A 23,771-nucleotide genomic window follows, 5' to 3' on the forward strand; every position below is an offset into this window, starting at 1 on the left:
TGCTCGCGATGGGGGCGCTGAACTCACTTCGGCCCGAGAATCTTCGCCAGTTTGTCCGGCGACGGCGCGCCTTGCTGCTGTTGCAGATTGCCCTTGTCATCCATGTAGAAAATCGCCGGCGTCGCCTGCAACTCCAGCTCTTCCATCAATTGCATGTTGGCCGCGAACTTTGCCTGAATCGCCGGCGGCACTTCCTTCAAGGCCTTGAGCGAACTCTCCTTGCCAGCGGCTTCGTGATCCTGCAGAGCTTTTTCCGGGTCTTTGGCGGCGAGCAGCGCGGCGGATTTTCCGGGGCTGTCTTCGCGGATGATGCCCACCATGATGTGGCGCAACTGCACTTTGCCGGCCTTGACCCACGGTCGGGCCTGTTCCCAGAACATGTTGCAGTACGGGCAGTTCGGGTCACTGAACAGGTACACCACGCGCGGCGCATCCTTCTTGCCGTCGCCGATCCAGTTGCTGGTTTCGAACTTGGCCCAGACTTCCTTGGCCATCGGCGCATACACCAGTTTCTGCAAAGGTGCGCTGCTCAGGTCATTGCCCTCGGCGTCATACAGGTTGCCCAGCAACACGTGTTTGCCATCCGGGGTCAGGTACAGCGCCATGCCGCGGTTCTGGTATTGCGCGGCATAACCACGCAAGCCGTCGGGGGCGTCGAACTGGCCGACGATTTTCGCGCCTTTGGCCTCGATTTTCTTGATGGCATCGGGCAACTCTTCGGCCTGCACCGATGGCAGGTGCAACAGGGCAGCACCAAGGCTCAGGGTCAGCAGGTGGCGGAGGCGGGGCATGGCAGTTTCCTTGAAGAGGTGGCGGGTACGGTGTCGAAGTTTTCCAGCGCGCGGGCCAGGCTGGCTTCCGACAACTCGCCCAGATGGCTGCCCAGCAGGCGACCCTCGGGGTTGTAGAACAGCGTAGTCGGCAATGCCATGGAACCGACGGCCTGGCTCAGACGCCCACTGCCGTCGAACAGCACGTTGGACAGGCTCAGGCCCTGGGTTTCCAGAAAGATCGCGACGCTTTGCATGCTTTCTGACTGATTGACGAACAGGAACGTCAGGTCCGGCCGTTGTTGCTGGGCGTTTTCCAGCACCGGCATTTCCCGGCGGCACGGCGGGCACCAGGTGGCCCAGAGATTGATCACCAACGGGCCTCCCTTGTAGTCGGCCAGTTGCACGGTTTCGCCGGCGGCGTTGCGCAGGGTGATTTCCGGCAGGCGTGTGCCTTGTTCATAAATCGACAGGGAGAACGTCGCCAACAGCCAGAACGCCAGGCCACTGGCCACGCCAAAGCCCAATGGACGGCGCAGACCCGGGCGACGCCAGCCGCGATACAGCGTGGCGAGCAAAACGACCACGACCCCCGGCCAGGCGAGGAAACCGCCATCGCGCAGGTCGATGACCTGCCACGGATCGTTGCGATAGTGCACCCAATAGGCCGCCACGAAACTGATTCTGGCTGCCAGCATGCCCATCAGAAACAGGCTGAACAGCACCGACTCAGGGTTTTCACCACCACGCTTGGCGACCCGCCAGCCGACAAAAGTGGCCAGCGCCAGCGCACTGATCAACAGCAGGTGATTGAGCGCGATGGCAAAGGTGCCGAGGGTGAAAGTCAGCATTAACGGGCGTCTCGGGTGGTGGTCCAGCGTTGCAGGAATGTATCGGCATCGACCTCGCCGGTGATGCGCTGGCTGCGCCGCTCTTCACCGTCCACGCCAATCCACAGCAGGCTCGGTGGCCCTGGCACTTGGTAACGGCCGAGCAGTTCACGGCTGGCGGCATTGTCGGCGGTGACGTCCAGTCGCAGCAAGCGCACATCGCTCAAGGCTTCGAGGACACGGGTTTTGCCGAAGACCTGTTTTTCCATGACCTTGCACGACACGCACCAGTCGGCGTAGTAGTCCAGCAGCACCCACTGGCCCTGAGCCTGTGCGGCGTCGAGTTCCCGTTGCAGTGCCTGCGGATCCTTGATGGTGATGAAGGCATCGTGGCCAACCGGCGCGGCGGCCACAGCCTGGTTCGAGGCGCGGTAGACCTGCAATGGCTTGAACGGATCATCGCCGCCACCGGCTGCACCGATCACCAACAGGCCACCCCATAAACCGAGCAGTAACGAACTGGCGCCAAACAGGTGCGCGATACGGCCAAAACCTTCCGACTGTTTCCAGGCGCTGTAGGCCGCGATCAACAGCAGCGCACCGCACAAGCCGACCCACAGGGATTCGTCGAGCACCGGACGCAGCATCAACAATGCGGTGGCGAGGAACAGGAAGCCGAAAATGCCTTTGACCAGATTCATCCAGGCGCCAGGCTTGGGCATGAAGCGATTGCCGACAGTCACCAACACCAGCAGAGGCACACCGATGCCGATGCCCATGGCAAACAGAATCAATCCGCCATGCAGCGCGTTACCGCTTTGCGCGATGTAGAGCAGGGCGCCGGCCAGTGGCGCGGTCATGCAGGGACCAACCAGCAGACCGGACAGCGCCCCCAGCACCCCGGCGCCGATCAGACTGCCGCCGCGTTGATTGCGCGAGACGTTTTCCAGGCGATCACGCACGGCCACCGGCAGTTGCAGTTCGAAGAAACCGAACATCGGCAGCGCCAGCAGCACGAAAATCGCCGCGAAACTGCCCAGCAGCCAAGGGTTCTGCAACCAGGCTTGCAGGTTCGCCCCGAGGGAGGCGGCCAGGACACCCATCGCCGCATACACCAGCGCCATGCTGACTACATAACTGCTGGCCAGGGCGAATCCGCGTCTGGGCGTGGCGCCACTGCCGACGATCAACCCGGCCAGAATCGGCAGCATCGGTAATGAACATGGCGCGAAGGCCAGCAACAGGCCCAGGCCGAAGAACACCAGAAGGCTCCAGCCCAGCGCCCGTTGCTGCAGGCTGCTGGCCAGCGCCTGGTCCGGCGCTTCAGTGGCCGCATTCAATGCATTGGTATTGCCCAGGTCCACGACTCTGGTTTGTGGCGGATAACACAAACCGGCATCGGCGCAGCCCTGGTAACTGACCTTGACCTGACCGCTGGCACCCGCCGGAATTTTCAGTTCCAGGCCCTGACGGTAGACTTGCTGTTCACCGAAAAACTCGTCGCTGTGGGCTTCACCTTCCGGTAGCACAGGATGCTGGTCGGCAGGCAAGCCATCGAACTTCAAGCGTTTCTGATACAGGTAATAGCCGTCGGTGATCTGCCAATAGAGCTGGGTTTCACCGGATTCCAGGCGTTCAGAGGTAAACGCGAAGGCTTTATCAACCGGGAGGAATTCAGGTTTGGTGTCGAACGGATTGGTTCCCGCCTGGGCCAGGCCCACGATCAAGAGAGTAAAAAGTAAAAACAGACGACGCATGGATAAGCCTTTGTCCTGTGCTAATGAGGTGCACAGTGGCGGGTGGCGATTAACCGATGATTAACCGCCCCGGCCTTGTGGCGGTGGCGCTTGCGGCATAATGTCGACTTAATCGGTCAACGGCTTAATAGGCTTTATTTCTACGAGGCTTCCCATGCACGTACTGGTTTGCGAAGACGATGAATTGATCGCCAGCGGTATCGTCGCCGGCCTGACCGCCCAGGGCCTGACCGTGGAACACGTCGCCACGGCGTCCGCCGCCCGGGCGATGCTCAAGGTGGCGGAGTTCGACGTGATGGTGCTCGACCTTGGGTTGCCGGACGAGGATGGCCTCAAGCTGCTGCAGCAGTTGCGCCATCAAGGGCTGGAGTTGCCGGTTTTGATCCTCACCGCCCGGGACTCGGTCACTGATCGCGTCGATGGCCTGCAAGCCGGAGCCGACGACTATCTGCTCAAACCGTTCGACTTGCGCGAACTCGCTGCACGCTTGCACACGCTGTTGCGGCGAGTGGCGGGGCGCAGCGTCAACCTGATCGAGCATGGTGCCCTGACCTACGACCCGAGCAGCCGCGAAACCACGCTCGCGGGGCAACCGGTGGACCTGTCGCGCCGTGAACAGTCATTGCTGCAAGCCTTGCTGCATAACCGTGGCCGTGTGTTGTCCACCGAGCAACTCAAGGACAGCGTCTACGGTTTCAACGACGAACTGGAAAGCAACGCCCTTAACGTCCATATCCATCACCTGCGGCGCAAGCTCGGCAACGGCATTGTCGAGACCGTGCGCGGCCTGGGCTATCGCCTGGGGCCGGCTGATGGCGGAGAAAAATCGAAGTGATGAGTCTGCGTTTGCGCCTGAGTCTGACGCTCGGCGCCGCATTTGCCTTGATCTGGGCCCTGGCCGCGGCCTGGATGCTCAGCGATCTGCGCAATCAAATGATGTTTTCCCTCGACCAGCGCCTGGTGGCCTCGGCACGCATGGTCGCCGGCCTGATGGAGCAACTGCCGCCCGTGCCGAGCAAGGGCGAGGGCACCCACTTCAGTGCCGAACAGCTGAACATTCCGGGTGGCATGGCGTGCCAGGTCAGCTCGTTGCGCGGTGAAATCCTTGCCCGCAGTCACTCCGATCCGCAGCAGACCCTGGAGGCCGAGAAACTCGGGTTTCACGATCAGATGATCGACGGCGCGCCGTGGCGCAGTTTCACGTTGGCCCGGGGCGATCTGCGCATCACCACCGCTGACCGGCAGATCGAGCGTGAGGCGTTGAACATGTCGATCCTGCTGGCCGCTTCGGTGCCGGTGGGCGTGGCGCTGCTCGGTTGCCTGTGTTTACTCTGGCTGGGCATCGGCCAGGGGCTGGCGCCGCTCAACCGCATGCGCGATGCCTTGATGCGCCGCAGCGCCGACTCCCTTGAACCCTTGCAGATCCAGCCACTGCCCAGCGAGCTGCAACCCTTGCTGGAAACCCAGAACCAGTTGCTCCAGCGCATCGGTAAGACCATCGAGCGCGAACGTCGCCTGACCGGAGACGCGGCCCACGAACTGCGCAGCCCGCTGACCGCGATCAAGACCCACCTGCAAGTGGCGCGGATGACGCAAGGCAGCGCCCGGGACCAGTCCCTGGCCCGGGCCGAAGAGGGCGCCGACCGCATGCACCGGACCCTCGAACAATTACTGTTGCTGGCGCGCGTCGAGGGCAGTCTGTCATTCGACGACGGTGTGCAATGCAATGCCGAACAAGTGGCGAAACTGGCGATTCAGGACGCGGCAAGCGGCGATCGCCAGCGCATCAGGTTTCTGGCGCCGGGCAAGGTTTCCGCCGCGCCGGTACAAATGCCCGCCGTGCTGTCGATTGCCGCGCTGCGCAACTTGCTCGACAACGCACTGCGCCATACCCCCGCCGACAAAGCAGTGGAGTTGAGCCTGGAAACCACCGGCAATCGTGTGCAGTTTGTGGTGCGCGACCATGGACCGGGGATTGCCGAAGAAGATCTGCAACACCTGACCCAGCGCTTCTGGCGCAACGGTCAGAGCACCGGTTGTGGTCTGGGGCTGGCGATTGTGCAGGCCATCGTTCAGCGTTGCGGTTGCACGCTGCATTTCGATAGCCGACCGGACGGCTTGCGGGTTGAGCTGACAATGCCGCTGCAACCGGTCTGACCCCCCTGTAGGAGCGAGCTCTGCTCGCGATGGTCGATAACGATAACGTGTGCTTTGTGAATGCACGCGGTGTTCTTGAGTCCATCGCGAGCAGAGCTCGCTCCTGCAAAGGTTTCCGTGTTACCGCCTAAATCCCTCAAGCGCTGATGCGTTTCCAGAACAGGAAAACCTTATTGAGGGGTCGAGAGATGTCAGTCGCTACCAACCTTATCGAAGAGCAGCCGGCGACGTCCGCCGAGACGCTTTATCAATTCAACGAATCGCCATTGCTCGCCCGTCAGAGCCAGCAGGAATCCAACGCCCGCAGCTATCCGCGACGCATTCCCCTGGCACTCAAGCGCGCCAAGGGCATCTACGTCGAAGATGTCGAAGGCCGCACCTTCATCGATTGCCTGGCCGGAGCCGGAACCCTGGCCCTGGGGCACAACCACCCGGTGGTGATCGAAGCCATCCAGCAAGTGCTGGCCGATGAGCTGCCGCTGCACACCCTGGACCTGACCACGCCGGTCAAGGACCGGTTCGTCCAGGATCTGTTCGGGCTGCTGCCGCCTGCCCTGGCCGCTGAAGCGAAGATCCAGTTTTGCGGCCCGACCGGCACCGACGCCGTGGAGGCGGCACTGAAACTGGTGCGTACCGCCACTGGTCGCAGCACCGTGATCTCGTTCCAGGGTGGCTATCACGGCATGAGTCAGGGCGCGTTGAGCCTGATGGGCAGTCTGGGGCCGAAAAAGCCCTTGGGCGCCTTGCTTGGCAGCGGCGTGCAGTTCATGCCGTACCCCTACGATTACCGCTGCCCGTTCGGGCTCGGCGGCCCGCAAGGGGTCAAAGCCAACCTGAGTTACCTGGAAAACCTGCTCAATGATCCCGAGGCTGGTGTGCAATTGCCGGCGGCGGTGATCGTGGAAGTGGTGCAGGGCGAGGGCGGGGTGATTCCGGCGGATCTGGACTGGTTGCGCGGTGTGCGGCGGATCACTGAACAGGCGGGTGTCGCGCTGATCGTCGACGAAATCCAGAGTGGCTTCGCCCGCACCGGCAAGATGTTCGCCTTCGAGCATGCCGGGATCATTCCCGATGTCGTGGTGATGTCCAAGGCCATCGGTGGCAGCCTGCCGCTGGCGGTGGTGGTCTATCGCGACTGGCTCGACACCTGGCTGCCGGGCGCCCATGCCGGGACGTTCCGTGGCAACCAGATGGCCATGGCCGCCGGTTGCGCGGTGATGCGTTATCTGGTCGAACACAAGGTCTGCGAGCATGCCACCGCGATGGGCGAGCGTCTGGCCGAGCACCTGCGCATCCTGCAGCGGGACTTCCCGCAACTGGGGGACATTCGCGGTCGTGGCTTGATGCTCGGCGTCGAACTGGTGGACCCGACGGGCGCGGTGGATGCCCAAGGCCATCCACCGGCGTTCGCCCGTCTGGCACCACTGGTGCAGCGCGAATGCCTCAAGCGTGGCTTGATCCTGGAACTCGGTGGCCGTCACGGCGCGGTGGTGCGCTTCCTGCCACCACTGGTGATTACCGCTGCGCAAATCGATCGCGTGGCCGAGATTTTCGGGCGAGCCCTGGCCGCCGCCACGGCCAATCCTTAAATTTTCCGCCCTGCGGATCGTTCCTTCTACATAACGGTTGCGTGCACAACGCAACCCGCCCGAAAACGATGGAGAGACAGCATGACGTCAGTATTCGACCGCGAGGACATCCTCTTTCAGGTCGTGGTCAACCACGAAGAGCAATACTCGATCTGGCCCGACTACAAAGCCGTGCCACAAGGCTGGCGCACCGTGGGTAAAAGCGGGCTGAAAAAGGAATGCCTGGCCTACATCGAAGAAACCTGGACCGACATGCGTCCATTGAGCCTGCGGCAGAAAATGGACGAGCAGGCGGTTGTGGCGCACTGATCCGTCATGCAAAAAGAAGCCCGCTGGACTGGTGACAGTCAGCGGGCTTTTTTCAGGTCTGGAGTTTGTGCACAGGAAATGTGTATGTAACGCAGAACCTGTAGGAGCTGGCTTGCCAGCGATGGACTCATAGGCACCGCGTTCATCCATTAAGTACTCGTCATCGTTAACGTCCATCGCTGGCAAGCCAGCTCCTACAGGATTACGCGCCGCTCAACCCCTTGATCAGCAAATCCACATTCCCCTCCAGTTCCGCGACCGGATCTTCGGCATCGGTACTCAGCACCAGTAACCGGCTCCCCGACCCGGCAATCACCGCTTTCAGCGCATCCGACGGCTGCCGGTGATGCAGCACCACCGTCACGTCATTGTCCTTGAGCGTTGCGCCCAATTGCTTCAGCGCCTCCGGTGTCCACTCGGCATCGGCGCGTGCATCCTGGCCGATCAACTCCAGATTGAGACCGCCGATCAGGTAGCCGAAGTGATCGCTGAGACTCATCACACTGAGGTTGTCCACATTGGCCAACCGCGCTTCGCTGTCGGCACTGAGCTTGAGCAAACGCTGCTTGAGCGATGCCAGGTTGGCGTCGATCTTCGGCTTGGCATTGGGGGCCAGGCGCACCAGGTCCGCCGCCATCACATCGGCCATGCGTCCCATGTTATTGCTGGAGAACCACGGCTGACTGTTCAGCCCGTCAACCTTGTTGTCGGGCTGTACGGCTATGCCGGGCAGGGCGCCGTCCACGGGGCGAGCGGCGTCCACTTCGACGATGCGGATATTGCTGCGCCGGGCGATCGGGTACAGCGGGTCATCCGGCCACAGTGAGCGCAGGCCGATCACCGCATCGGCGTCGCTTGCCAGTTTGGCCAGCGCCGGGGCGCCACGGCCGGTGAAGTAGGCGGTCTGGCGGCTGCCGGGCAGGTTGGCCGGAGTCGCGCGTTCGAGGCTGACATCGGTGCCCTTGAGCAAGACCTCACCCAGGCCATAGGTAATCGGCAAGGAGGCCAGCACACGCAGCGGTTTGCCGTTGTCGGCGGCCATGGTCGTTGTCGCCAGCCCGCACAGGGCGATGGCGAGGGTCAGTTGGCGCAGTGAAAAAATCATTTATCCAAGGTTCCCTTTCAGGCTGGGGACGACGCCGCGCGCGATGGCGGCCAGGGCGAAGGCGATACCGGCCACTAGGATGATCGCGGCGCCGGACGGGATCGGCAGGTCGAAGGCAATCGGTGCAAGAATCCCGCACAGTGTGCTGACCGTGGCGATCAGCACCGAACACCAGAAAAAGCCCTTCAGCGATTGGCTGAGCAGGCGTGCCGCGGCGGCCGGAATCACCAGCAGGGCGCCCACCAGAATCGCGCCGATGACCTTCACGGCGGCAACGGTGATCAGCGTCACCAGAATCACGAACAGATAATCCAGGGTTTTCACCGCCACCCCGCGCACCGCCGCCAACTGCGGGTTGAAACTGGCGAGCATGATGCGGTTGTACAAAGGCAAGGCCAGGGCCATGACCAGCGAACCGACGATGGCCAGCACCAGCAGGTCATTGCCATTGACCGTCAGCACCGAGCCGAACAGCACGTTTTCCAGAATGTGTACGTTGATCTTGCCCGCCAGAATCAGCAGCAGGCTCGCGCCCAAGGCGAGCGACACCGAGAGAAACACGCCGATCAAGGTATCTGGCGCCAGACCGGTACGGTTGCGCAGGTAATTGAGCAGGATGCCGAACAGCAGGCAGTAGCCGAACAGGCTGCCGTAGGGGCCGGTGTAGGGTTCGCCGAGCAGGATGCCGATGGCCACGCCGGTCAGGGCGGCGTGACCGACCGCCTCGGAGAAAAACGCGAAGCGCTTGACCACCACCAACGTGCCCAGGCCTCCCAGTACCGGGCCGATCAACAGGCCGGCGAGCAGGGCGTTGACCACGAATCCATAGGCCAGCGCCTCGGGCAGATAACCCGACGACGCCCAGCCCTGGACCATCAGGCGAAAAGCTTCGTAACTCATCAGGCAAGGCTCCGTGGGTGGGTCGAGAACAGGTTCAACAGACGCTCCGGTGTCAGCGCCTGTTGCGGCGTGGCGTCGAACAGCACCCGGCGATTGAGCCCGGTGACGTGATCGGCCAGGCGCCCGACGGCTTCCAGGTCGTGCTCGATCCACAGTACAGTGATGCCCGCCGCTCGCCAGTCGCCGAGCAAGCGTTCGAACACCCGGATACCGGCCTCATCGAGGGCCGACATCGGTTCGTCGAGCACCAGCAATTGCGGAGGCGGAATCAGCCCCTGGGCCAGCAACACCCGTTGCCGTTCGCCGCCGGACAGCGCGCCCATGCGGCGCTTGCGTTTGTCCTGCATACCGACCCGCTCCAGCGCCTCGCCAATCGCCGTCGCGTAGTGTTTGCTCAAGCCGAGAAAGGCCGGGCGACGCTGGCACATGGCGGCCATGAAATCGTCGACGGTCATTGGCAGGCCCCGGTCGAACTCCAGTGCCTGTGGCACATAGCCGATGGTCCCCGGCTCGGCTGGCCAATGCTGGCTCAAGCGGCCCTGGTGAGGCATTTGCCCGAGCAGGGTCTTGATCAGCGAACTCTTGCCGCCGCCATTGGGGCCGACCAGTGCGTGCACACTGCCGGGGCGGACCTGAAAGGTAACGTTGTCGAGGATCGTCGTGCGCCCGAGGGTCAGGCTGACGTCGGCAAAATCCAGCGTCGGCCCCAAAACCTGTGGGGATTCTGCATCGGCCAGGATGGTTTCTATCGATGTCATTGGCCGGACTCCTGAATCGCCCGCACCACAGTGTCGAGGTTGCCGGTCATTTCCTTTTCGTACTTGTCGGCGGTGTATTCGCCGTAGGAAATATGCGACAGCGGATACAGCTTCACGCCGGATTCGCGCTGGATGGTGTCGACGTAAGTGGAAGGAAAGTCCATCTCCGAGAAGATCACCTTCACGTCCAGTTCACGCAGTTGATCGATGGTTTTTTTCAGCTGGCTCGGGCTTGGCTCGATACCGTGGGCCGGCTCGACCACGGCCGTGACTTCGAGGCCGAATTCGCGCAGCAGATAGTCGTAGGCCGCGTGTACCGTGGCCACCCGCAGTTCCGCGTTCGGTGCCTGGGTCAGTTTGGCCAGGGCGTCGGCGCGCATCTTGCGCAGGCGCTTGCCGTAGGCGCGGGCGTTCTCGGTGTAGGTTTTGGCATTGGCGGGATCGAACTTGCCTAGCTCCCGGGCAATGTTGTTGACCTGGGCAATCGAGGCGCTGATCGACAGGAAGGTGTGCGGGTTCACCACCTTGCCGGCACCGCGTGCGGCCACGCCGGTGGCGGCCAGTAGCGGTACGTTCTCGTTGGCTTCGATTACCGGCACGTTCGGGGTTTCGCTGGCGGCGATCATGCGGTCGGCGAAGTCGTCATGGCCGACACCGTTGAGCACAATCACGTCCAGCCCGCTGATGCGCTTGATGTCTTCGGCGCGGGGCTCGTAGGCATGTGGGTTGAACCCGGCCGGAATCAGCGGCACCACCTCGGCCTTGTCGCCGACGATGTTCGCCACGTAGCTGTAGTAGGGATGCAGGGTGATGCCGATACGCAGGCGCTTGGCTTCGTCGGCGCTGGCCAGGGATGGCAGCAGGCAGGCGAGCAAGCCGACCAGCAGCAGGCGCAAAAAAGAACATTGAGATGAATTGGGCATGGGAAAGCGGTCTTCTCTCGGAAAAAGGCGAGGGTTCAGTGCCGGTGCTGGCGGGTCACACCGGCATCGAATTGCGCGATGACCTGCTGCCAGCCGGCGCTTTCGAGCGCGACGTCGCTGAGGTCGGCCGGTGCCGTGAGCGTGCTGGCGCGGTTGAGCCAGATGTCCGGTGCGGCGTCGGCGGTTGCGCTCAGGCGCAGCAGAAACGAACCGGCGACCGTCGGCTTCTGGCTCTGGCCGAAATAGGCCTTGGCGTCGAGCATTTGCCAGGCATGGCCACCCCGGCTGACGGAGCTGGCGTCCCGGGCAAACGGGGCAAACCCTTCCTCGGCCAGCAACTCGGGTGTCGGCAGCGCTTGCTGTTCCTGGCGCAGCAAATGGATCTCGTCCAGCGTCACCCGCAAATCGGCGTAGATACCTTGCTCGGATGCACTGAGGTCACGGCGCGCATCCAGTTGATGGCTGCTGACGCTGCTCACCTCATGGGATTCACCGCGCCAGAGCACCACCGAGCCGGCCACCGCCAGGATCGTCAGGCACAGCAGCAGAACATAGAGGGTTTCGTGACCGGCCCCGGCCGGGCGCACGACTTGGGTCGTTGGAGTGCTCATGGTGCCTCGATGTCCGCTTGGTCGATTTCCACGACGTGACCGGGGCCGGCATCGAACAGTACATAGAACTCGGCGCCGGGCTTCTTGAAGGTCAGGGTCGAATCAGGCCCGAGCTTGCCCGGCACCAGGATGGTTTCGTCGTAGCCGATCACATCGAGGGTCACGCCAGGAGCGCCGCTGCCGTCGGAAAAACCGCCGGTGCACTTGATCTGCTCCGCGTCGATGGCCTTGCATTCGCACATTGGATTGTGGGCCAGGGCGGCGGCGCTGAAGCCGGCGCAGAGCACCAGCAACACGGCGTTGAGCGGGCGAAGAGGGGTGATCATGGTTTGCCTCCTTGTTTGTTCAGCCAGGCGATGGTGGCGGGGGAGGCCTGGCTCAAAGGAATGGATGCCTGATGCATGGCGCCGTCCCAGCCTTCCATGGTGATCCACAGTTCGGCGTCGGCCGTGGTCTTTTCCGGGACGGGCAGCGAGGCGCCCATGCGGTACGGGGTGCCGAAGAAAATCACCCCGGCGGCGCGCAGGCTGCGGGGCTTGCCGATACGCAGGTAAGTGGCCTTGACCTGGCCGATGCAGGCCTCGCACAACGCGGCGTTGAAACCCTTCATGTAACCGGCCGGGCCGTCGAGCATGGGCGCGGCGTTGCGCAATTCCGCCAGGCGCAGGCTCCAGGGACCGACCCGGACTTCGCCGACCTCCCGTTCGCCAAGGCCACTGTCGCCGCGCATCAATGCCTCGTCGGCGAAGTACTTGGGCATGAAACCCAGGGGAATCAGCAGTAACAGGACGTTCAGATGAAAGCGCCATTTGTGCCAGAACACGTGCAGGCGCGAGGGTTGCGAGGCCGCAATGACTTTGCTCACAGGTGGGCCTCCGAGGGTTCGTTGTTCGTGACCGGTTGCGCCGCGGTGCCACGCTGTTTTTTGTTGCTGCGCTTGAAGGCATTGGCCGTGGCCAGTGCCGTGCGTTTGGTCCAGATCAGCAGACCGCTGAGCACCATCATGCTCAGCAACAGGCCGAAGAATGCCCAGATCAGCTTGATCCACAGGCCGCCGAAATCGCCGGTGTGCAGCGGGCGCATGGATTCGGTGACGAACTCCAGGGTCGAACGGTCCGAGATCAGGCGCGAGGCGGCGATTTCGCCGTTGTACGGGTTGATCGTGGCGGTCTGGAACATCAACGGATACCAACCGCGTCCGCCGACATCCAGGTGGCTGTAGGCATTGCCCGGCAAGCTGACAAAGCTGGCCTCCAGCCCGGAGATTTTCTGCGTGGCGATTTCAATTGCGCGATCAAGGTCGATACGCGGCGGGGGCGAGCCATCGGCTGACAGCGGCACCGATTCGCGGGACATCGCCGGGATGATCTTTTCCGTGGAAATGGAAATCTGGTTATCGAACAGCAATGCCTGGATCAGGAACCAGGTGCCGGTGATGGAAATCACCGCGATGAACCAGATCGACCAGATGCCGCTCAAGCGGTGAAAGTCGCCCCAGAAAATCCGCGCGCCGTGGCGAATACGCAGGGTTGGCCGAAAAAAGCCTTTCCAGAAGCGTTTGTAGACCACCAGCCCGGTGACCAGCGACGCCAGTAGCGGCAAGCCGAGAAACGACACCAGGTACCAGCCCCAGCTGTAACCGTTGGTGAACGGCACCAGCCACCAGCCGTGCAGCGCCCGGGTGAAGGCGCGGAAGTTGAACTCCGGCGCGACACCCTGGATCACGCCGCTGTACGGATTGACATAAATCACCACCGAGCGCCCGTCGGGGTAGCTGACTTCGACATCCAGGGCGAAATGCGACTCGTCGGGGCGGCTGATGCTCTGCACCACGGTCTGCGGTTCGGCCTTGTTGATGGCCTCGATGACCTGCTGATAACTGAGTAGCGGGGCGTCGTCCGAGGGCTGACTGGCGCGCATTGGCGGGTTGGCCAGCCAGACGATCTCCTGACTGATGACGGCCAGGGTTCCGGTTACACAGACGATCAGCACGAAAAACCAGATCGGCAATGCCAGCCAGCTATGGACCAGGAACCAGATTTTTGAACGGGACTTCTTTGACATGTTGGAGGTCTTGCCTGGATGAGAGGCAGCTCGGCTGCGGGCTTCGCAGGGATGAGCGCCCAGAAGGTCCGGTCGTGGCTTTTGCCTACGCGAAAGGACTGCATCTAAGTAGGACGGATGAGCAGGGGAAATCCCGAAAGGGGAAATGAAAGAAAATGTTTCTCATTGTCGACAGGTCGCGGGCGGGCTTGCTTGCGCAAGTGATTGGCATGTCGGCGGTGCTGCTGAAGACGGGACCCTTGTGGGAGCGAGCCTGCTCGCGAAGAGGCCCGCTCCATCACCAGGGATTTCAACCCTGGGCAAACATCTCCTTGGCCCGTTGTTCGATCTGTTCCTGGGTCAGGTCTTCCTTGTGCGTGGCCAGGAACCACAGGTGCCCGTAGGGATCTTTCAAGGTCCCTGAACGGTCGCCGTAAAACTGATCCTTGACCTCCGATACAACGGTTGCGCCGGCATCGATCGCCTGTTTGTAGGACTTGTCGACATCCGTCACGTACAAATGCAGACCCACGGACGGCGAATTGTCCGGGTTGCTCAGCGGTCCTTGATCGCATGGTGTGCCCAGCATGATCGGGCAATCGCCGATACGCAGTTCCGCGTGGCCGACACCACCATCGGGCATGTCCAGTCGCATGATTTCAATGGCGCCGAAGGCTTTTTTGTAGAAGGCGATGGCTTCGGCGGCTTTGTTGATGCCCAGATAGGGGGTGACGCTGTGATACCCCTCTGGAATGGGTTTGACGCTCATGATGGAACTCCCTGTTGTTGTTTTGTGAATGGAAAGTACCTGTGCCGTTGTACGACCGAATAAATATAGGCCAGCCTCTTTCGCCTCACCGAGTGCCCGACGAGCAGCAGCGCCATTCAAGTGCCATCAAGTTGGCTCCAACCAGTGCGCTCCCGGACCGCGCTCTCCCAGCACATCACCTGCGTTGCGCAATGGACAAGCCTCCATCGACAGGCAACCACACCCGATACAGCCGTTGAGGCGATCGCGCAGCAGGGTCAGTTGGTTGATGCGTTCATCCAGTTCCCGGCTCCATTGCGCCGACAGCATTTTCCAGTCCGCCGCCGTCGGTGCCCGGTTGTCGGGCAGCGACTTGAGGGCTTCGCCGATCTCCGCCAAAGGAATTCCCAGGCGCTGGGCAACCTTGATCAAGGCCACCCGTCGCAGCACTTCCCTGGGATAGCGGCGCTGGTTGCCTTGATTGCGGTTGCTCCTGATCAGCCCCTTGGACTCATAGAAGTGCAGCGCCGTGACCGCCACACCGCTGCGCGCCGCGACTTGGCCGACGGTAAGTTCCTTGTGCAGGTTTTCCGGGGTGATCATTTAAAAATTGCCTCTTGACCTCTAGTTAACTTGAGGTTTTACCCTGCACACCTTCGGATCGCAAGATTCGCCTTACATGTGAGTGGGGGACATTTCATGCAAGCCTCAGAGAAGAATCGCAGCTTTACCCAACTGATCGAATTCCAGATCGAGCCGCATCAACTACCCGCGCTGGTATTGGCATTGTCGGCACAGACCGAACATCTGGCCCGGCAGCACCGCGGCTTTCTCAGTGCCAGCATCCAGGCCAGCGATGATGGCCGGCGGGTACTCAATTATCTGCAATGGCAAACCCGCGAAGCCGGGGAGGCTGCGTTCCGGTCCTTTGAAAACGGCGAAGAGGATTTCTGGCAGTTGATCCGCGCCCATCAGGCGAAGGCCGTGACCTTCGGCTCGTTCCAGGTCCTGCACAGCCTGGAGCGCAGCCACGACAATGCATTGCACTGCAGCCTGGTGGGCTGGCGCTGACAAGGGCAATGATCGCCATTTCTTGATAGCCACTATTGAAAGCGTTGATTTCTGCTGCCCGGGAGGCGCGGGTAGCCTGTGTTCATTGCCTCGAACCCAGTCGCCAGGACGCCAGAAATGAAACCGATGATCGCCACTTTGCTGATGCTCGCCGTCTCCGTACTCGCCGGATGTGCCAGCCATGTTTCCCCTGAGCTTCGGCCTTACACGGCTGAAGAAAGCAAGGAACTGGCGCTGGAAGCGCTGAACCGCCGCGGATTGTCCTTCGACGAGTACCACGCGAAAAAAGCCGAGCTGCTCGGTCAGCCGCAAAAGTCGTTCGGTTTCGACAACCAGGGTGAAATGAACGTCGGGCGATCTGTACAGCTTCACGGTCGTCCGAGCTGAGGCGAAACTGTACTGCTCCAAGTTTCGCGTAACTGTCCATGGGTTTCGCCGAAGGTGTGCGATAGGGTCAACACCTGACCGACCCTGACGGACTGCCACCCATGACGCTCTCACTCGACCTGCTGCTGGGCTTCGCCCTGTTTGCCCTCGTCACCTCGATCACGCCCGGCCCGAACAACACCATGTTGCTGGCCTCCGGGGTGAACTTCGGCTTCAACCGCACGATTCCGCACATGCTCGGCATCACTTGTGGCTTCTTCATACTGGTGGTGGCGGTCGGCTTTGGCCTTGGCGCGGTGTTCCAGACCTACCCTTTGCTCTACACCGTGCTGCGTTATGTGGGGGCGGCGTATTTGCTGTATCTGGCGTGGAAAATCGCCCATTCCGGGCCAATGTCGGAGAGCCAGCAGGGCGAGGCGAAACCGATCAGCTATCTGGGTGCCGCCGCGTTCCAGTGGGTCAATCCCAAGGCCTGGATCATGGCCATTGGCGCTATCAGCACTTACACGCCGATGCAGGGATACTTCACGAATGTGATCGTGATCGCGGCCGTCTTTGCGATCATCAACCTGCCGAGCGTGGGTGTCTGGGCCGCTTGCGGCACGCTGTTGCGCAATGTTCTGAAGGATCGCCGCTGGCTGCGCCTGTTCAATTGGGGCATGGCCGCGCTGCTTGTGGGTTCGCTGTATCCGCTGATACTCGAAAGCTTTAGCTGACGCATTGCTTCAACCGGTTGCCCGATGCCTGTTAAGCTGACTTTTCAGGAGCGTTCCTACGCACTTTTAAATGAAGTAATTCTTCTTTAACGGCATCCGATCAGGTATTGGTAACGTTCTGAAAACCGCGCGCAGCTCACAAGGCTGCGCTTTGCCGTTTGCAGTCACGAGCTTCCTGATCCCGGAACACGCTCTGCGAGTCTTTTATGAATAAACGTCCGTTGTATTTCGATTACGCCGCCACCACGCCGGTGGATGAGCGGGTCATCAAGGTGATGGTCGAGTGCCTGGGCTTTACCGGCAATTTCGGCAACCCTGCCTCCAGTTCCCACGTTTTCGGCCAGCAGGCCCGGCAATCGGTCGAACAGGCGCGACGCCAGGTCGCCGAGCTGGTCGGCGCGACGCCCGGGCAGATCGTCTGGACCTCAGGCGCCACCGAATCCAACAACCTCGCGCTCAAAGGCGTGGCCCAGGCCCGCCGCATTGGCGGGGGCCATATCATCACCAGCCAGATCGAACACAAGGCCATTCTCGATACCGCCAGGCAACTGGAGGATGCCGGTGTCGCGGTGACCTACCTGGTGCCGGACGCCGAGGGCCTGATCACGGCGCAAGCAGTCAGCGAAGCCATGCGCGAAGACACCTTCCTGGTGTCGCTGATGCTGGTCAACAACGAACTGGGCACCCTCAACGACATTCCCGCCATCGGTCAGATCGTGCGTGATCGCGGGGCGTTGTTCCATGTCGACGCCGCACAGGGCGCGGGCAAAGTGGCGATCGACCTCGCACTGTGGCCGGTGGACCTGATGTCGTTTTCCGCGCACAAGCTCTACGGCCCCAAGGGCATCGGCGCGTTGTACGTCGGTCCGCGTGCACAACAGCGTTTGCAGGCGCAGATCCATGGCGGCGGGCATGAGGGCGGTTTGCGCTCCGGCACGCTGGCGACCCATCAGATCGCGGCCATGGGCGCGGCCTTTGCACTGGCGGCGGCTGCGTTCGATGAAGAGAAAGCCACCATCGTGCGTTTGCGTGAACGTTTGCTCGAGCAATTGCAGAGCGTTCCCGGCGTGCGTCTCAACGGTAGCCCGACCCGGCGCATTCCCCATACCCTGAGCCTGACCTTCGACGAAGGCGAGTTCAACCCGGCGGCGTTGCTGGCCTCGATCGCGTTTTCCGCGACTTCGGCCTGCAATTCCGCGAGCAATACCCCATCCCATGTACTGCTGGCCCTGGGGCACGATGCCCGCTCGGCCGGTCGCACCATCCGCTTGAGCCTCGGGCGTTTCACCACCGAGCAGGACATCGACCAGGCGGTTCAACTGATCAAGGCAGCCTGCGCCAGTGCTCCGGCATTCTGGCAATAGGGCGACGAAGCGCCGACATTGATCGGCACTCAACAATAATGATGAAGTGGTTAGCAGGAGACACGATGAATACGCAGCTTTCGATCAATGGATCGGTGCCCCAGCGCCTGGCGCAAACCCGCGAACTGATGAGCCGGGAGGGCATTCACGCCTTGCTGGTGCCGTCGGCCGACCCGCACCTGTCCGAATACCTGCCGGGTTACTGGCAGGGGCGCCAGTGGTTGTCGGGTTTCCATGGTTCGGTCGGCACCCTGATCGTGACCCCGGATTTTGCCGGCGTCTGGGCCGACAGCCGTTATTGGGAGCAGGCGACCAAGGAACTCAACGGCAGCGGCATTGATCTGGTCAAGCTGCAACCGGGTCAACCCGGACCACTGGAATGGCTGGCCGAGCAAACCCCCGAGGGTGGCGTTGTCGCGGTCGATGGCGCGGTCATGGCCGTGGCTTCGGCACGGACCCTGGGCGGTAAACTGGAAGAGCGTGGCGCTCGCCTGCGCACCGACATCGACCTGCTGAGCGGCGTCTGGAGCGACCGCCCAGGCCTGCCGAACGAACCGATCTATCAGCACTTGCCACCACAGGCGACCGTCAGCCGTGGCGAAAAACTTGCCAAACTACGTGAAACCCTTCAGGCGCGGGGTGCCGACTGGCATTTCATCGCCACCCTGGATGATATCGCCTGGCTGTTCAACCTGCGTGGCGGCGACGTGTCGTTCAACCCGGTGTTTGTTTCTTTCGCCTTGATCAATCAACAACAGGCCACGCTGTTTGTCGCCTTGAGCAAAGTCAGCGCCGAACTGCGCGCCATCCTCGAACGGGACGGGGTGACCTTGCGCGATTACAGTGAAGTCGCTACTGCACTGCGTGCCGTACCGAGCGGTGCGAGCCTGCAAGTCGATCCGGCGCGGGTCACGGCGGGGTTGCTGGACAACCTCGACAGCGGGGTGAAACTGATCGAAGGCCTGAACCCGACCACCCTGGCCAAATCGCAAAAAAGCCTGGCCGATGCCGAACACATCCGTCAGGCCATGGAACAGGACGGCGCAGCACTGTGCGAATTCTTTGCCTGGCTGGACTCGGCGCTGGGGCGCGAGCGCATCACCGAACTGACCATCGACGAAAAACTCACCGCGGCCCGTGAACGCCGTCCGGATTATGTGTCTCTGAGTTTCAACACCATTGCCGCGTTCAACGCCAATGGCGCGATGCCGCACTACCATGCCACCGAAGAAGAACACGCGGTGATCGAAGGGGACGGCCTGCTGCTGATCGACTCCGGCGGCCAGTATCTGGGCGGCACCACCGACATCACGCGCATGGTAGCTGTGGGCACACCGACCGATGAGCAAAAACGCGATTGCACCCGCGTGCTCAAGGGGGTGATTGCCTTGTCCCGCGCGCAGTTCCCGAAAGGCATTCTGTCGCCGCTGCTCGATGCCATCGCCCGTGCGCCGATCTGGGCGGAAAGTGTCGACTACGGTCACGGCACCGGTCATGGCGTCGGTTACTTCCTGAACGTCCACGAAGGTCCGCAAGTCATTGCTTATCAGGCCGCGCCTGCCCCGCAAACCGCGATGCAACCCGGCATGATCACCTCCATTGAACCGGGCACCTATCGTCCGGGTCGTTGGGGTGTGCGTATCGAAAACCTGGCGATGAACCGTGAGGCAGGCAAAAGCGAATTCGGCGAGTTCCTCAAGTTCGAAACGCTGACCCTGTGCCCGATCGATACGCGCTGCCTGGAAACCTCGCTGCTGTCGGACGAGGAAAAGCAGTGGTTTAACGCCTACCACGCCGAAGTGCGCGAGCGCCTGAGTCCGTTGGTCGAAGGTGCCGCGCTGGAGTGGCTCAATACCCGCACGGCGGCTATCTGATCGGGAGCTGCTATTGGTTCCGGCGTCGCTATTTGTTTATGTGCAGCTCAGGCGCTTTATCCAGCGCCTGAGCCATAGAGCGGCAAAGGGGCGGTTGGTGGTCGAGATTCAGCTCAAGGCTTCGAGCACGAAGTCCAGTCGATCCTGGCCGAAGTACAGCTGATTGTCGACAAACATGCTTGGGGCTCCGAATACGCCTCGCTGTACGGCTTTTTCGGTGTTGTCCTTGAGCAGGGCTTTTACTTCTTCATCGGCGGTCAGGGCCAGCACCTCTTGCGGATCGAAAGCGTTTTCGCTGAGCACTGCCGCGACGGTTGCCGGTTCATCCAGGCTGCGACCCTCGACCCATATGGCCTTGAACAGGCAATCGATGAAAGCTGCAAAGCGTTCAGGGTGGCGCAACTGCATGCCTGTTACGGCGCGCATGAGCATCAAGGTGTTGATCGGGAAGTGGGGATTGAATTTCAGAGGCACGCCATAGCGTTTGGCGTAGCGGTCCAGATCCTCAAACATGTAGCGGCCTTTGGCCGGGACAGTCGCCGGAGAGGCGTTACCGGTGGCTTTGAACACTCCGCCCAACAAGAGCGGAATGTAGATCAACCGGGTGTCGGTTTGCGCGCAGATCTTCGGTAGCTGGGTGTAGGCCAGATAGGTGGCGGGGCTGCCGAGGTCGAAGTAGAACTCCACGGTTTTGCTCATGTTCAAGGCGCTCGTCTTGTTGTTGTGTGTGGGGGGAATTACCAGCGTTCGCTCCAGGGGCGCAGGTCCAGTTCGAAAGTCCAGGCGTCGCGGGGCTGGCTGTGCAGGTACCAGTAATTCTCGGCAATGTGTTCGGGGTTAAGGATGCCGTCCTGATCCTTGGTCGCGTATTTCTCGGGGAAGCTGTCGCGGATGAAATCGGTATCGATGGCGCCGTCGACGACGACATGGGCAACGTGAATGTTCATGGGGCCGAGCTCTCGGGCCATGCTTTGCGCCAGGGCACGAATGCCGTGCTTGGCACCGGCAAATGCGGCGAAGCCGGCAGCGCCACGCAGACCTGCAGTGGCGCCGGTGAACAGGATCGTGCCCCGCTGGCGCTTGGCCATGCGTTTGGCCACTTCACGCGCATTGAGAAAACCGGAAAAACAGGCCATTTCCCAGATCTTGAAATACTTGCGGGCGGTTTCTTCGAGAATGCTGCACGGCACGTTCGCGCCGATGTTGAACACGAATGCCTCGATAGGGCCGATCTCGCTTTCTATCTGCTCGACCAGTGCGACCACGTCGTCTTCCTTGCGGGCGTCGCAGGCGAAACCGTGGGCCTCGCCACCATCGGCCTTTATGGCATCCACCAGTGGCTGGAGCTTGTCCGCACTGCGGCGGGTAACGCAGGTGACAAAACCCTCCCGGGCAAAACGCTTGGCAATGGCGCCACCCGTGGCATCACCTGCACCGACGATAAGAACGACCTTCTTGTTATTCATGGGTAGATCCCTTTTGGTAAACGATCGTTAACTAAACGAACGTTATGCTATGATTCGACAGACGTCAAGGCGAGCAAGCTAGGGAGAAAGGCAATGCGTTATTCGGCCAGTCACAAGCTGGAAACCAGGCAAAGGCTGCTGGAAAGCAGTGCGGTATCGGCCAAGAAGTCCGGATTTTCAACGGTGGGCGTGGACGGCCTGATGAAAGCGATTGGCTTGAGTGGCGGCGCCTTCTATAGCCATTTCTCGTCGAAAGACGAGTTGTTCGCCAGCATTGTCGAGCGTGAGTTGGGGCAAAGCCTGGCGCGACTGGGGGAGGGAAAGGACCGTGACAAGCTTGAGCGCTGCTTGAAGCAGTACCTGAGTATGTCTCACGTCGAGAATCCGGAAACCGGTTGTGCATTGCCGGCATTGGGGGCGGAAATTGCCCGTTCCGACCTGACTGTCCGTCAACAGGCAGAGCACTGGATTTGTCGGCTTCAGGAAAGTTGGGCGGGTATTCTGCAAAGCGACAGCCTGGCGTGGGCGATTCTGTCGCAATGTATTGGCGCGCTGGTCGTAGCGCGCATGCTGGCTAGCCCGGATATCCAGCGCACAGTGCTGAACTCCAGCTACGAGGAAATTGGCCGTCAGATCGCAAGCCCGAGAACCTGACCCGACGGCCCTGCCTATTTGCAGATGACAATCATGCTGCGGCTGGTATAGCCCGCAGGATTGAGGCCAAACGGGTAATCGCCAGGCTCTTCCACTGAATCTCCCGACTTGGCAATGACCTTGTATCCCTTGGGGGCGCAGGAATTGGCGGCGCTGGCGTAGCACTTGTCCCAGGACGAAGACAGTCCGGAACAGTTGATGTGCAGCCCTTTCTTACCGTGCTTGATCTGTGTTTCCGAAGTCGCTGCGCAGCCCGCAATTGCAAGTACGGCGATCAGCATCAAAAATCGTTTCATTACTATCCTTATAGCGTCCCCGGATCTTGTGTCCGGGTTTGGCCGCTTTCACTTTCGCTTGACGCGTACCGATATCCCTATCTGAAATGGTCCATGTCATGACACTGGGGTGCGGGGCTAAACATGGCCTAATTGAGCGGCAAATACCAGAGCCGTTTCATATCTGCTTTCAATCCGCCGCTACGGCTGGTCTGGTGCTAGTGCTCATGGTCATGGTGGCACCGACGGATGCCAGAATGATGCACATGATTGCCATCCATTGTGACAGCGAGAGGTATTCATGAAGGAACAGCAAGCCAGATAGCGCGCCGAAGGCTGGCTCGATACTCATCAGTGTGCCGAAGGTTCTGGCCGGCATGCGGGTCAGCGCGACCATCTCCAGGGTGTAGGGGAGGGCTGTGGACAGGATGGCGACGCCAAGGGCTATAGGGATCAATGACGGGCTCAGCAGAGCTGAGCCTGCATGGACAATACCGATGGGGGCTACGAAGAGCGCAGCGATCATTACCCCCAGCGCGGCGGTTTGCACGCCATTGTCGGCCCCGGCTTTTTGACCGAACAAAATGTACAGTGCCCAGCAGACCCCTGCGCCCAAGGCATAACCGGCGCCTACAAGATCGATGCCGGTGGTCGTTTCTCCCGTCGGTATCAGTAACAGTAAGCCTGCGGCAGCCAAGGCAATCCACAAAAAGTCGATCGCGCGACGCGAGGCGTAGATCGCCACCGCCAGTGGGCCGGTGAATTCAAGCGCCACCGCGATGCCCAGCGGGACGGTTTGCAACGACATATAGAAGAGGAAGTTCATGCCGCCCAGCGCCATTCCGTAGACGATGACGGTGCGCAGGGACTTTGCAGTGAATTTTGCCCGCCATGGACGCAGTATCAGCATCATGATCACACTGGCAAAAATCAGTCGTAATGTTGTCGTCCCCTGAGGACCGACAACGGAGAACATGCTTTTGGCCAGGGAGGCTCCGGACTGGATCGATGCCATGGCTATGAGCAGCAGCCCAACCGAGAACAGGGTAGAGGCTAGGCTGCGAGGCTGGTCATTCATTACGTGGCATCGTCCGAAATATAGGAATCAGGGCGTTTCTATTTGTGTTGGGCAATATACTGCGCATTCCTTGCAGGCGCGTCTATATATAAGCAGTGTTTTTGCACATGTCGATAGAAAACCTAAATCAATGCTTGACGGCAGATTCCAGGTGTCTATAATTCGCCCCACTTCCGGCGCAGTCGAAACGGAAAACTCCTTGGTAAACAAAGAGTTACGCAGTTTTCGGCAGCAGGTTGCTTCAGTTCATCGAAGCCGAAAGGGAGTTGAAAAAGAGGTGTTGACAGCAGCGTGTAACGCTGTAGAATTCGCCTCCCGCTGATGAGAGATCTGAAGCGCAAGTGGTTGAAGTTACAAAGGAAACTTTGAAAGCTTCTGAAAATAAT

The 23,771-nt window shown here is 61.0% G+C and carries 27 protein-coding genes; 10 read left to right on the forward strand and 17 right to left on the reverse strand.

The genetic code is table 11. The annotated features are described in order from the left end of the window. Positions 1–23: 23 nt before the first annotated feature. The 3 genes from dsbG to dsbD are packed head-to-tail and all read right to left on the reverse strand — an operon-like array spanning position 24 to position 3,357. A complete protein-coding gene (gene dsbG / locus KGA98_RS22470) occupies positions 24–791 on the reverse strand; it encodes a thiol:disulfide interchange protein DsbG (protein WP_057713862.1) in 768 nt (255 codons plus the stop codon). After that, a complete protein-coding gene (locus tag KGA98_RS22475; RefSeq protein WP_090457015.1) occupies positions 767–1,621 on the reverse strand; it encodes a TlpA disulfide reductase family protein in 855 nt (284 codons plus the stop codon). The genes dsbG and KGA98_RS22475 overlap by 25 nt, the downstream gene beginning before the upstream one ends. After that, entirely contained in the window at positions 1,621–3,357 is a 1,737-nt protein-coding gene (gene dsbD / locus KGA98_RS22480) for a protein-disulfide reductase DsbD (protein ID WP_223503891.1), read from the reverse strand. Before dsbD ends, KGA98_RS22475 begins: the two co-directional genes overlap by 1 nt. A 154-nt stretch (positions 3,358–3,511) precedes the next feature. Between dsbD and KGA98_RS22485 the strand changes: the two genes are divergently transcribed. From KGA98_RS22485 to KGA98_RS22500, 4 genes are all read left to right on the forward strand, one after another. Next, on the forward strand, positions 3,512–4,192 hold the full coding sequence (locus KGA98_RS22485; protein WP_057713866.1) for a response regulator: 681 nt from the start codon (positions 3,512–3,514) through the stop codon (positions 4,190–4,192). Further along, positions 4,189–5,514, forward strand: coding sequence for an ATP-binding protein (locus KGA98_RS22490; protein ID WP_223503893.1), 1,326 nt, complete (start codon positions 4,189–4,191; stop codon positions 5,512–5,514). The genes KGA98_RS22485 and KGA98_RS22490 overlap by 4 nt, the downstream gene beginning before the upstream one ends. 188 nt (positions 5,515–5,702) lie before the next feature. Next, complete coding sequence (locus tag KGA98_RS22495; protein ID WP_223503895.1) at positions 5,703–7,103, forward strand: aspartate aminotransferase family protein; 1,401 nt, start codon at positions 5,703–5,705, stop codon at positions 7,101–7,103. A gap of 81 nt (positions 7,104–7,184) precedes the next feature. Next, the gene (locus KGA98_RS22500; RefSeq protein ID WP_218494486.1) at positions 7,185–7,412 is read left to right on the forward strand and encodes an MbtH family protein; all 228 of its coding nucleotides are present in this window, start codon (positions 7,185–7,187) and stop codon (positions 7,410–7,412) included. A gap of 202 nt (positions 7,413–7,614) precedes the next feature. On the opposite strand, the gene KGA98_RS22505 is transcribed toward KGA98_RS22500, so the two are convergent. The 10 genes from KGA98_RS22505 to soxR form a co-directional block, all read right to left on the reverse strand. Further along, complete coding sequence (locus KGA98_RS22505; protein ID WP_223503897.1) at positions 7,615–8,517, reverse strand: metal ABC transporter substrate-binding protein; 903 nt, start codon at positions 8,515–8,517, stop codon at positions 7,615–7,617. Then, positions 8,518–9,417, reverse strand: coding sequence for a metal ABC transporter permease (locus tag KGA98_RS22510; protein WP_223503900.1), 900 nt, complete (start codon positions 9,415–9,417; stop codon positions 8,518–8,520). It abuts the gene before it with no gap. Then, on the reverse strand, positions 9,417–10,175 hold the full coding sequence (locus tag KGA98_RS22515; RefSeq protein ID WP_223503902.1) for a metal ABC transporter ATP-binding protein: 759 nt from the start codon (positions 10,173–10,175) through the stop codon (positions 9,417–9,419). The genes KGA98_RS22510 and KGA98_RS22515 overlap by 1 nt, the downstream gene beginning before the upstream one ends. After that, positions 10,172–11,098 carry a metal ABC transporter substrate-binding protein gene (locus tag KGA98_RS22520; RefSeq protein ID WP_223503904.1) on the reverse strand — a complete coding sequence of 309 codons (927 nt, stop codon included), beginning with the start codon at positions 11,096–11,098 and terminating at the stop codon, positions 10,172–10,174. The genes KGA98_RS22515 and KGA98_RS22520 overlap by 4 nt, the downstream gene beginning before the upstream one ends. A 35-nt stretch (positions 11,099–11,133) precedes the next feature. Continuing rightward, positions 11,134–11,709, reverse strand: coding sequence for a DUF6162 family protein (locus KGA98_RS22525; protein WP_223503906.1), 576 nt, complete (start codon positions 11,707–11,709; stop codon positions 11,134–11,136). After that, positions 11,706–12,035: a hypothetical protein gene (locus tag KGA98_RS22530; RefSeq protein ID WP_057713874.1), complete on the reverse strand. Its 330-nt coding sequence runs from the start codon at positions 12,033–12,035 to the stop codon at positions 11,706–11,708. The genes KGA98_RS22525 and KGA98_RS22530 overlap by 4 nt, the downstream gene beginning before the upstream one ends. Beyond that, positions 12,032–12,574 (reverse strand): thiamine pyrophosphate-binding protein, encoded by a 543-nt coding sequence (locus KGA98_RS22535; RefSeq protein WP_154860210.1) that lies wholly within the window; start codon positions 12,572–12,574, stop codon positions 12,032–12,034. Before KGA98_RS22535 ends, KGA98_RS22530 begins: the two co-directional genes overlap by 4 nt. Beyond that, complete coding sequence (locus tag KGA98_RS22540; RefSeq protein WP_223503908.1) at positions 12,571–13,773, reverse strand: PepSY-associated TM helix domain-containing protein; 1,203 nt, start codon at positions 13,771–13,773, stop codon at positions 12,571–12,573. The genes KGA98_RS22535 and KGA98_RS22540 overlap by 4 nt, the downstream gene beginning before the upstream one ends. Before the next feature lie 289 nt (positions 13,774–14,062). Then, entirely contained in the window at positions 14,063–14,521 is a 459-nt protein-coding gene (locus tag KGA98_RS22545) for a VOC family protein (protein WP_057713877.1), read from the reverse strand. Positions 14,522–14,647: 126 nt separating this feature from the next. After that, positions 14,648–15,103 (reverse strand): redox-sensitive transcriptional activator SoxR, encoded by a 456-nt coding sequence (gene soxR / locus KGA98_RS22550; RefSeq protein WP_223503910.1) that lies wholly within the window; start codon positions 15,101–15,103, stop codon positions 14,648–14,650. A 96-nt stretch (positions 15,104–15,199) separates the two neighbouring features. Between soxR and KGA98_RS22555 the strand changes: the two genes are divergently transcribed. The 5 genes from KGA98_RS22555 (at position 15,200) to KGA98_RS22575 (ending at position 19,912) form a co-directional block, all read left to right on the forward strand. Then, complete coding sequence (locus KGA98_RS22555; RefSeq protein ID WP_218494491.1) at positions 15,200–15,571, forward strand: antibiotic biosynthesis monooxygenase; 372 nt, start codon at positions 15,200–15,202, stop codon at positions 15,569–15,571. Between the two features lie 117 nt (positions 15,572–15,688). Continuing rightward, a complete protein-coding gene (locus KGA98_RS22560) occupies positions 15,689–15,958 on the forward strand; it encodes a hypothetical protein (protein WP_057713880.1) in 270 nt (89 codons plus the stop codon). Between the two features lie 101 nt (positions 15,959–16,059). Beyond that, positions 16,060–16,674, forward strand: coding sequence for a LysE family translocator (locus KGA98_RS22565; protein WP_090456994.1), 615 nt, complete (start codon positions 16,060–16,062; stop codon positions 16,672–16,674). Positions 16,675–16,880: 206 nt separating this feature from the next. Then, on the forward strand, positions 16,881–18,038 hold the full coding sequence (locus KGA98_RS22570) for a cysteine desulfurase family protein (RefSeq protein WP_223503912.1): 1,158 nt from the start codon (positions 16,881–16,883) through the stop codon (positions 18,036–18,038). A gap of 65 nt (positions 18,039–18,103) precedes the next feature. Further along, positions 18,104–19,912 carry an aminopeptidase P family protein gene (locus KGA98_RS22575; RefSeq protein ID WP_223503915.1) on the forward strand — a complete coding sequence of 603 codons (1,809 nt, stop codon included), beginning with the start codon at positions 18,104–18,106 and terminating at the stop codon, positions 19,910–19,912. A 108-nt stretch (positions 19,913–20,020) separates the two neighbouring features. Here KGA98_RS22575 and KGA98_RS22580 read toward each other — a convergent pair whose 3' ends face one another. After that, a complete protein-coding gene (locus KGA98_RS22580) occupies positions 20,021–20,611 on the reverse strand; it encodes a 2-hydroxychromene-2-carboxylate isomerase (protein WP_057713884.1) in 591 nt (196 codons plus the stop codon). A gap of 38 nt (positions 20,612–20,649) precedes the next feature. Next, entirely contained in the window at positions 20,650–21,378 is a 729-nt protein-coding gene (locus KGA98_RS22585; RefSeq protein ID WP_057713885.1) for an SDR family oxidoreductase, read from the reverse strand. A 93-nt stretch (positions 21,379–21,471) separates the two neighbouring features. Here KGA98_RS22585 and KGA98_RS22590 point away from each other — a divergent pair, with 93 nt between their 5' ends. Beyond that, the gene (locus tag KGA98_RS22590) at positions 21,472–22,032 is read left to right on the forward strand and encodes a TetR/AcrR family transcriptional regulator (RefSeq protein WP_057713886.1); all 561 of its coding nucleotides are present in this window, start codon (positions 21,472–21,474) and stop codon (positions 22,030–22,032) included. Positions 22,033–22,046: 14 nt separating this feature from the next. Here KGA98_RS22590 and KGA98_RS22595 read toward each other — a convergent pair whose 3' ends face one another. Then, positions 22,047–22,328 (reverse strand): hypothetical protein, encoded by a 282-nt coding sequence (locus tag KGA98_RS22595; protein ID WP_090456987.1) that lies wholly within the window; start codon positions 22,326–22,328, stop codon positions 22,047–22,049. A gap of 169 nt (positions 22,329–22,497) precedes the next feature. Beyond that, a complete protein-coding gene (gene rhtA, locus KGA98_RS22600) occupies positions 22,498–23,385 on the reverse strand; it encodes a threonine/homoserine exporter RhtA (RefSeq protein ID WP_057713888.1) in 888 nt (295 codons plus the stop codon). Positions 23,386–23,771 lie beyond the last annotated feature (386 nt).

Source organism: Pseudomonas sp. BF-R-24, from assembly GCF_019947335.1.
GTDB classification, from domain to species: Bacteria; Pseudomonadota; Gammaproteobacteria; order Pseudomonadales; family Pseudomonadaceae; genus Aquipseudomonas; species Aquipseudomonas jessenii.

Coding starts and splice junctions, on each gene's coding strand:
- KGA98_RS22515 (WP_223503902.1), bottom strand. CDS start 10,175: ATGACATCGATAGAAACCATCCTGGCCGATGCAGAATCCCCACAGGTT.
- KGA98_RS22575 (WP_223503915.1), top strand. CDS start 18,104: ATGAATACGCAGCTTTCGATCAATGGATCGGTGCCCCAGCGCCTGGCG.
- KGA98_RS22505 (WP_223503897.1), bottom strand. CDS start 8,517: ATGATTTTTTCACTGCGCCAACTGACCCTCGCCATCGCCCTGTGCGGG.
- KGA98_RS22565 (WP_090456994.1), top strand. CDS start 16,060: ATGACGCTCTCACTCGACCTGCTGCTGGGCTTCGCCCTGTTTGCCCTC.
- KGA98_RS22475 (WP_090457015.1), bottom strand. CDS start 1,621: ATGCTGACTTTCACCCTCGGCACCTTTGCCATCGCGCTCAATCACCTG.
- KGA98_RS22525 (WP_223503906.1), bottom strand. CDS start 11,709: ATGAGCACTCCAACGACCCAAGTCGTGCGCCCGGCCGGGGCCGGTCAC.
- KGA98_RS22485 (WP_057713866.1), top strand. CDS start 3,512: ATGCACGTACTGGTTTGCGAAGACGATGAATTGATCGCCAGCGGTATC.
- KGA98_RS22500 (WP_218494486.1), top strand. CDS start 7,185: ATGACGTCAGTATTCGACCGCGAGGACATCCTCTTTCAGGTCGTGGTC.
- KGA98_RS22545 (WP_057713877.1), bottom strand. CDS start 14,521: ATGAGCGTCAAACCCATTCCAGAGGGGTATCACAGCGTCACCCCCTAT.
- KGA98_RS22530 (WP_057713874.1), bottom strand. CDS start 12,035: ATGATCACCCCTCTTCGCCCGCTCAACGCCGTGTTGCTGGTGCTCTGC.
- KGA98_RS22555 (WP_218494491.1), top strand. CDS start 15,200: ATGCAAGCCTCAGAGAAGAATCGCAGCTTTACCCAACTGATCGAATTC.
- KGA98_RS22520 (WP_223503904.1), bottom strand. CDS start 11,098: ATGCCCAATTCATCTCAATGTTCTTTTTTGCGCCTGCTGCTGGTCGGC.
- KGA98_RS22585 (WP_057713885.1), bottom strand. CDS start 21,378: ATGAATAACAAGAAGGTCGTTCTTATCGTCGGTGCAGGTGATGCCACG.
- KGA98_RS22595 (WP_090456987.1), bottom strand. CDS start 22,328: ATGAAACGATTTTTGATGCTGATCGCCGTACTTGCAATTGCGGGCTGC.
- dsbG (WP_057713862.1), bottom strand. CDS start 791: ATGCCCCGCCTCCGCCACCTGCTGACCCTGAGCCTTGGTGCTGCCCTG.
- dsbD (WP_223503891.1), bottom strand. CDS start 3,357: ATGCGTCGTCTGTTTTTACTTTTTACTCTCTTGATCGTGGGCCTGGCC.
- KGA98_RS22560 (WP_057713880.1), top strand. CDS start 15,689: ATGAAACCGATGATCGCCACTTTGCTGATGCTCGCCGTCTCCGTACTC.
- KGA98_RS22540 (WP_223503908.1), bottom strand. CDS start 13,773: ATGTCAAAGAAGTCCCGTTCAAAAATCTGGTTCCTGGTCCATAGCTGG.
- KGA98_RS22495 (WP_223503895.1), top strand. CDS start 5,703: ATGTCAGTCGCTACCAACCTTATCGAAGAGCAGCCGGCGACGTCCGCC.
- soxR (WP_223503910.1), bottom strand. CDS start 15,103: ATGATCACCCCGGAAAACCTGCACAAGGAACTTACCGTCGGCCAAGTC.
- KGA98_RS22580 (WP_057713884.1), bottom strand. CDS start 20,611: ATGAGCAAAACCGTGGAGTTCTACTTCGACCTCGGCAGCCCCGCCACC.
- KGA98_RS22590 (WP_057713886.1), top strand. CDS start 21,472: ATGCGTTATTCGGCCAGTCACAAGCTGGAAACCAGGCAAAGGCTGCTG.
- KGA98_RS22570 (WP_223503912.1), top strand. CDS start 16,881: ATGAATAAACGTCCGTTGTATTTCGATTACGCCGCCACCACGCCGGTG.
- KGA98_RS22510 (WP_223503900.1), bottom strand. CDS start 9,417: ATGAGTTACGAAGCTTTTCGCCTGATGGTCCAGGGCTGGGCGTCGTCG.
- rhtA (WP_057713888.1), bottom strand. CDS start 23,385: ATGAATGACCAGCCTCGCAGCCTAGCCTCTACCCTGTTCTCGGTTGGG.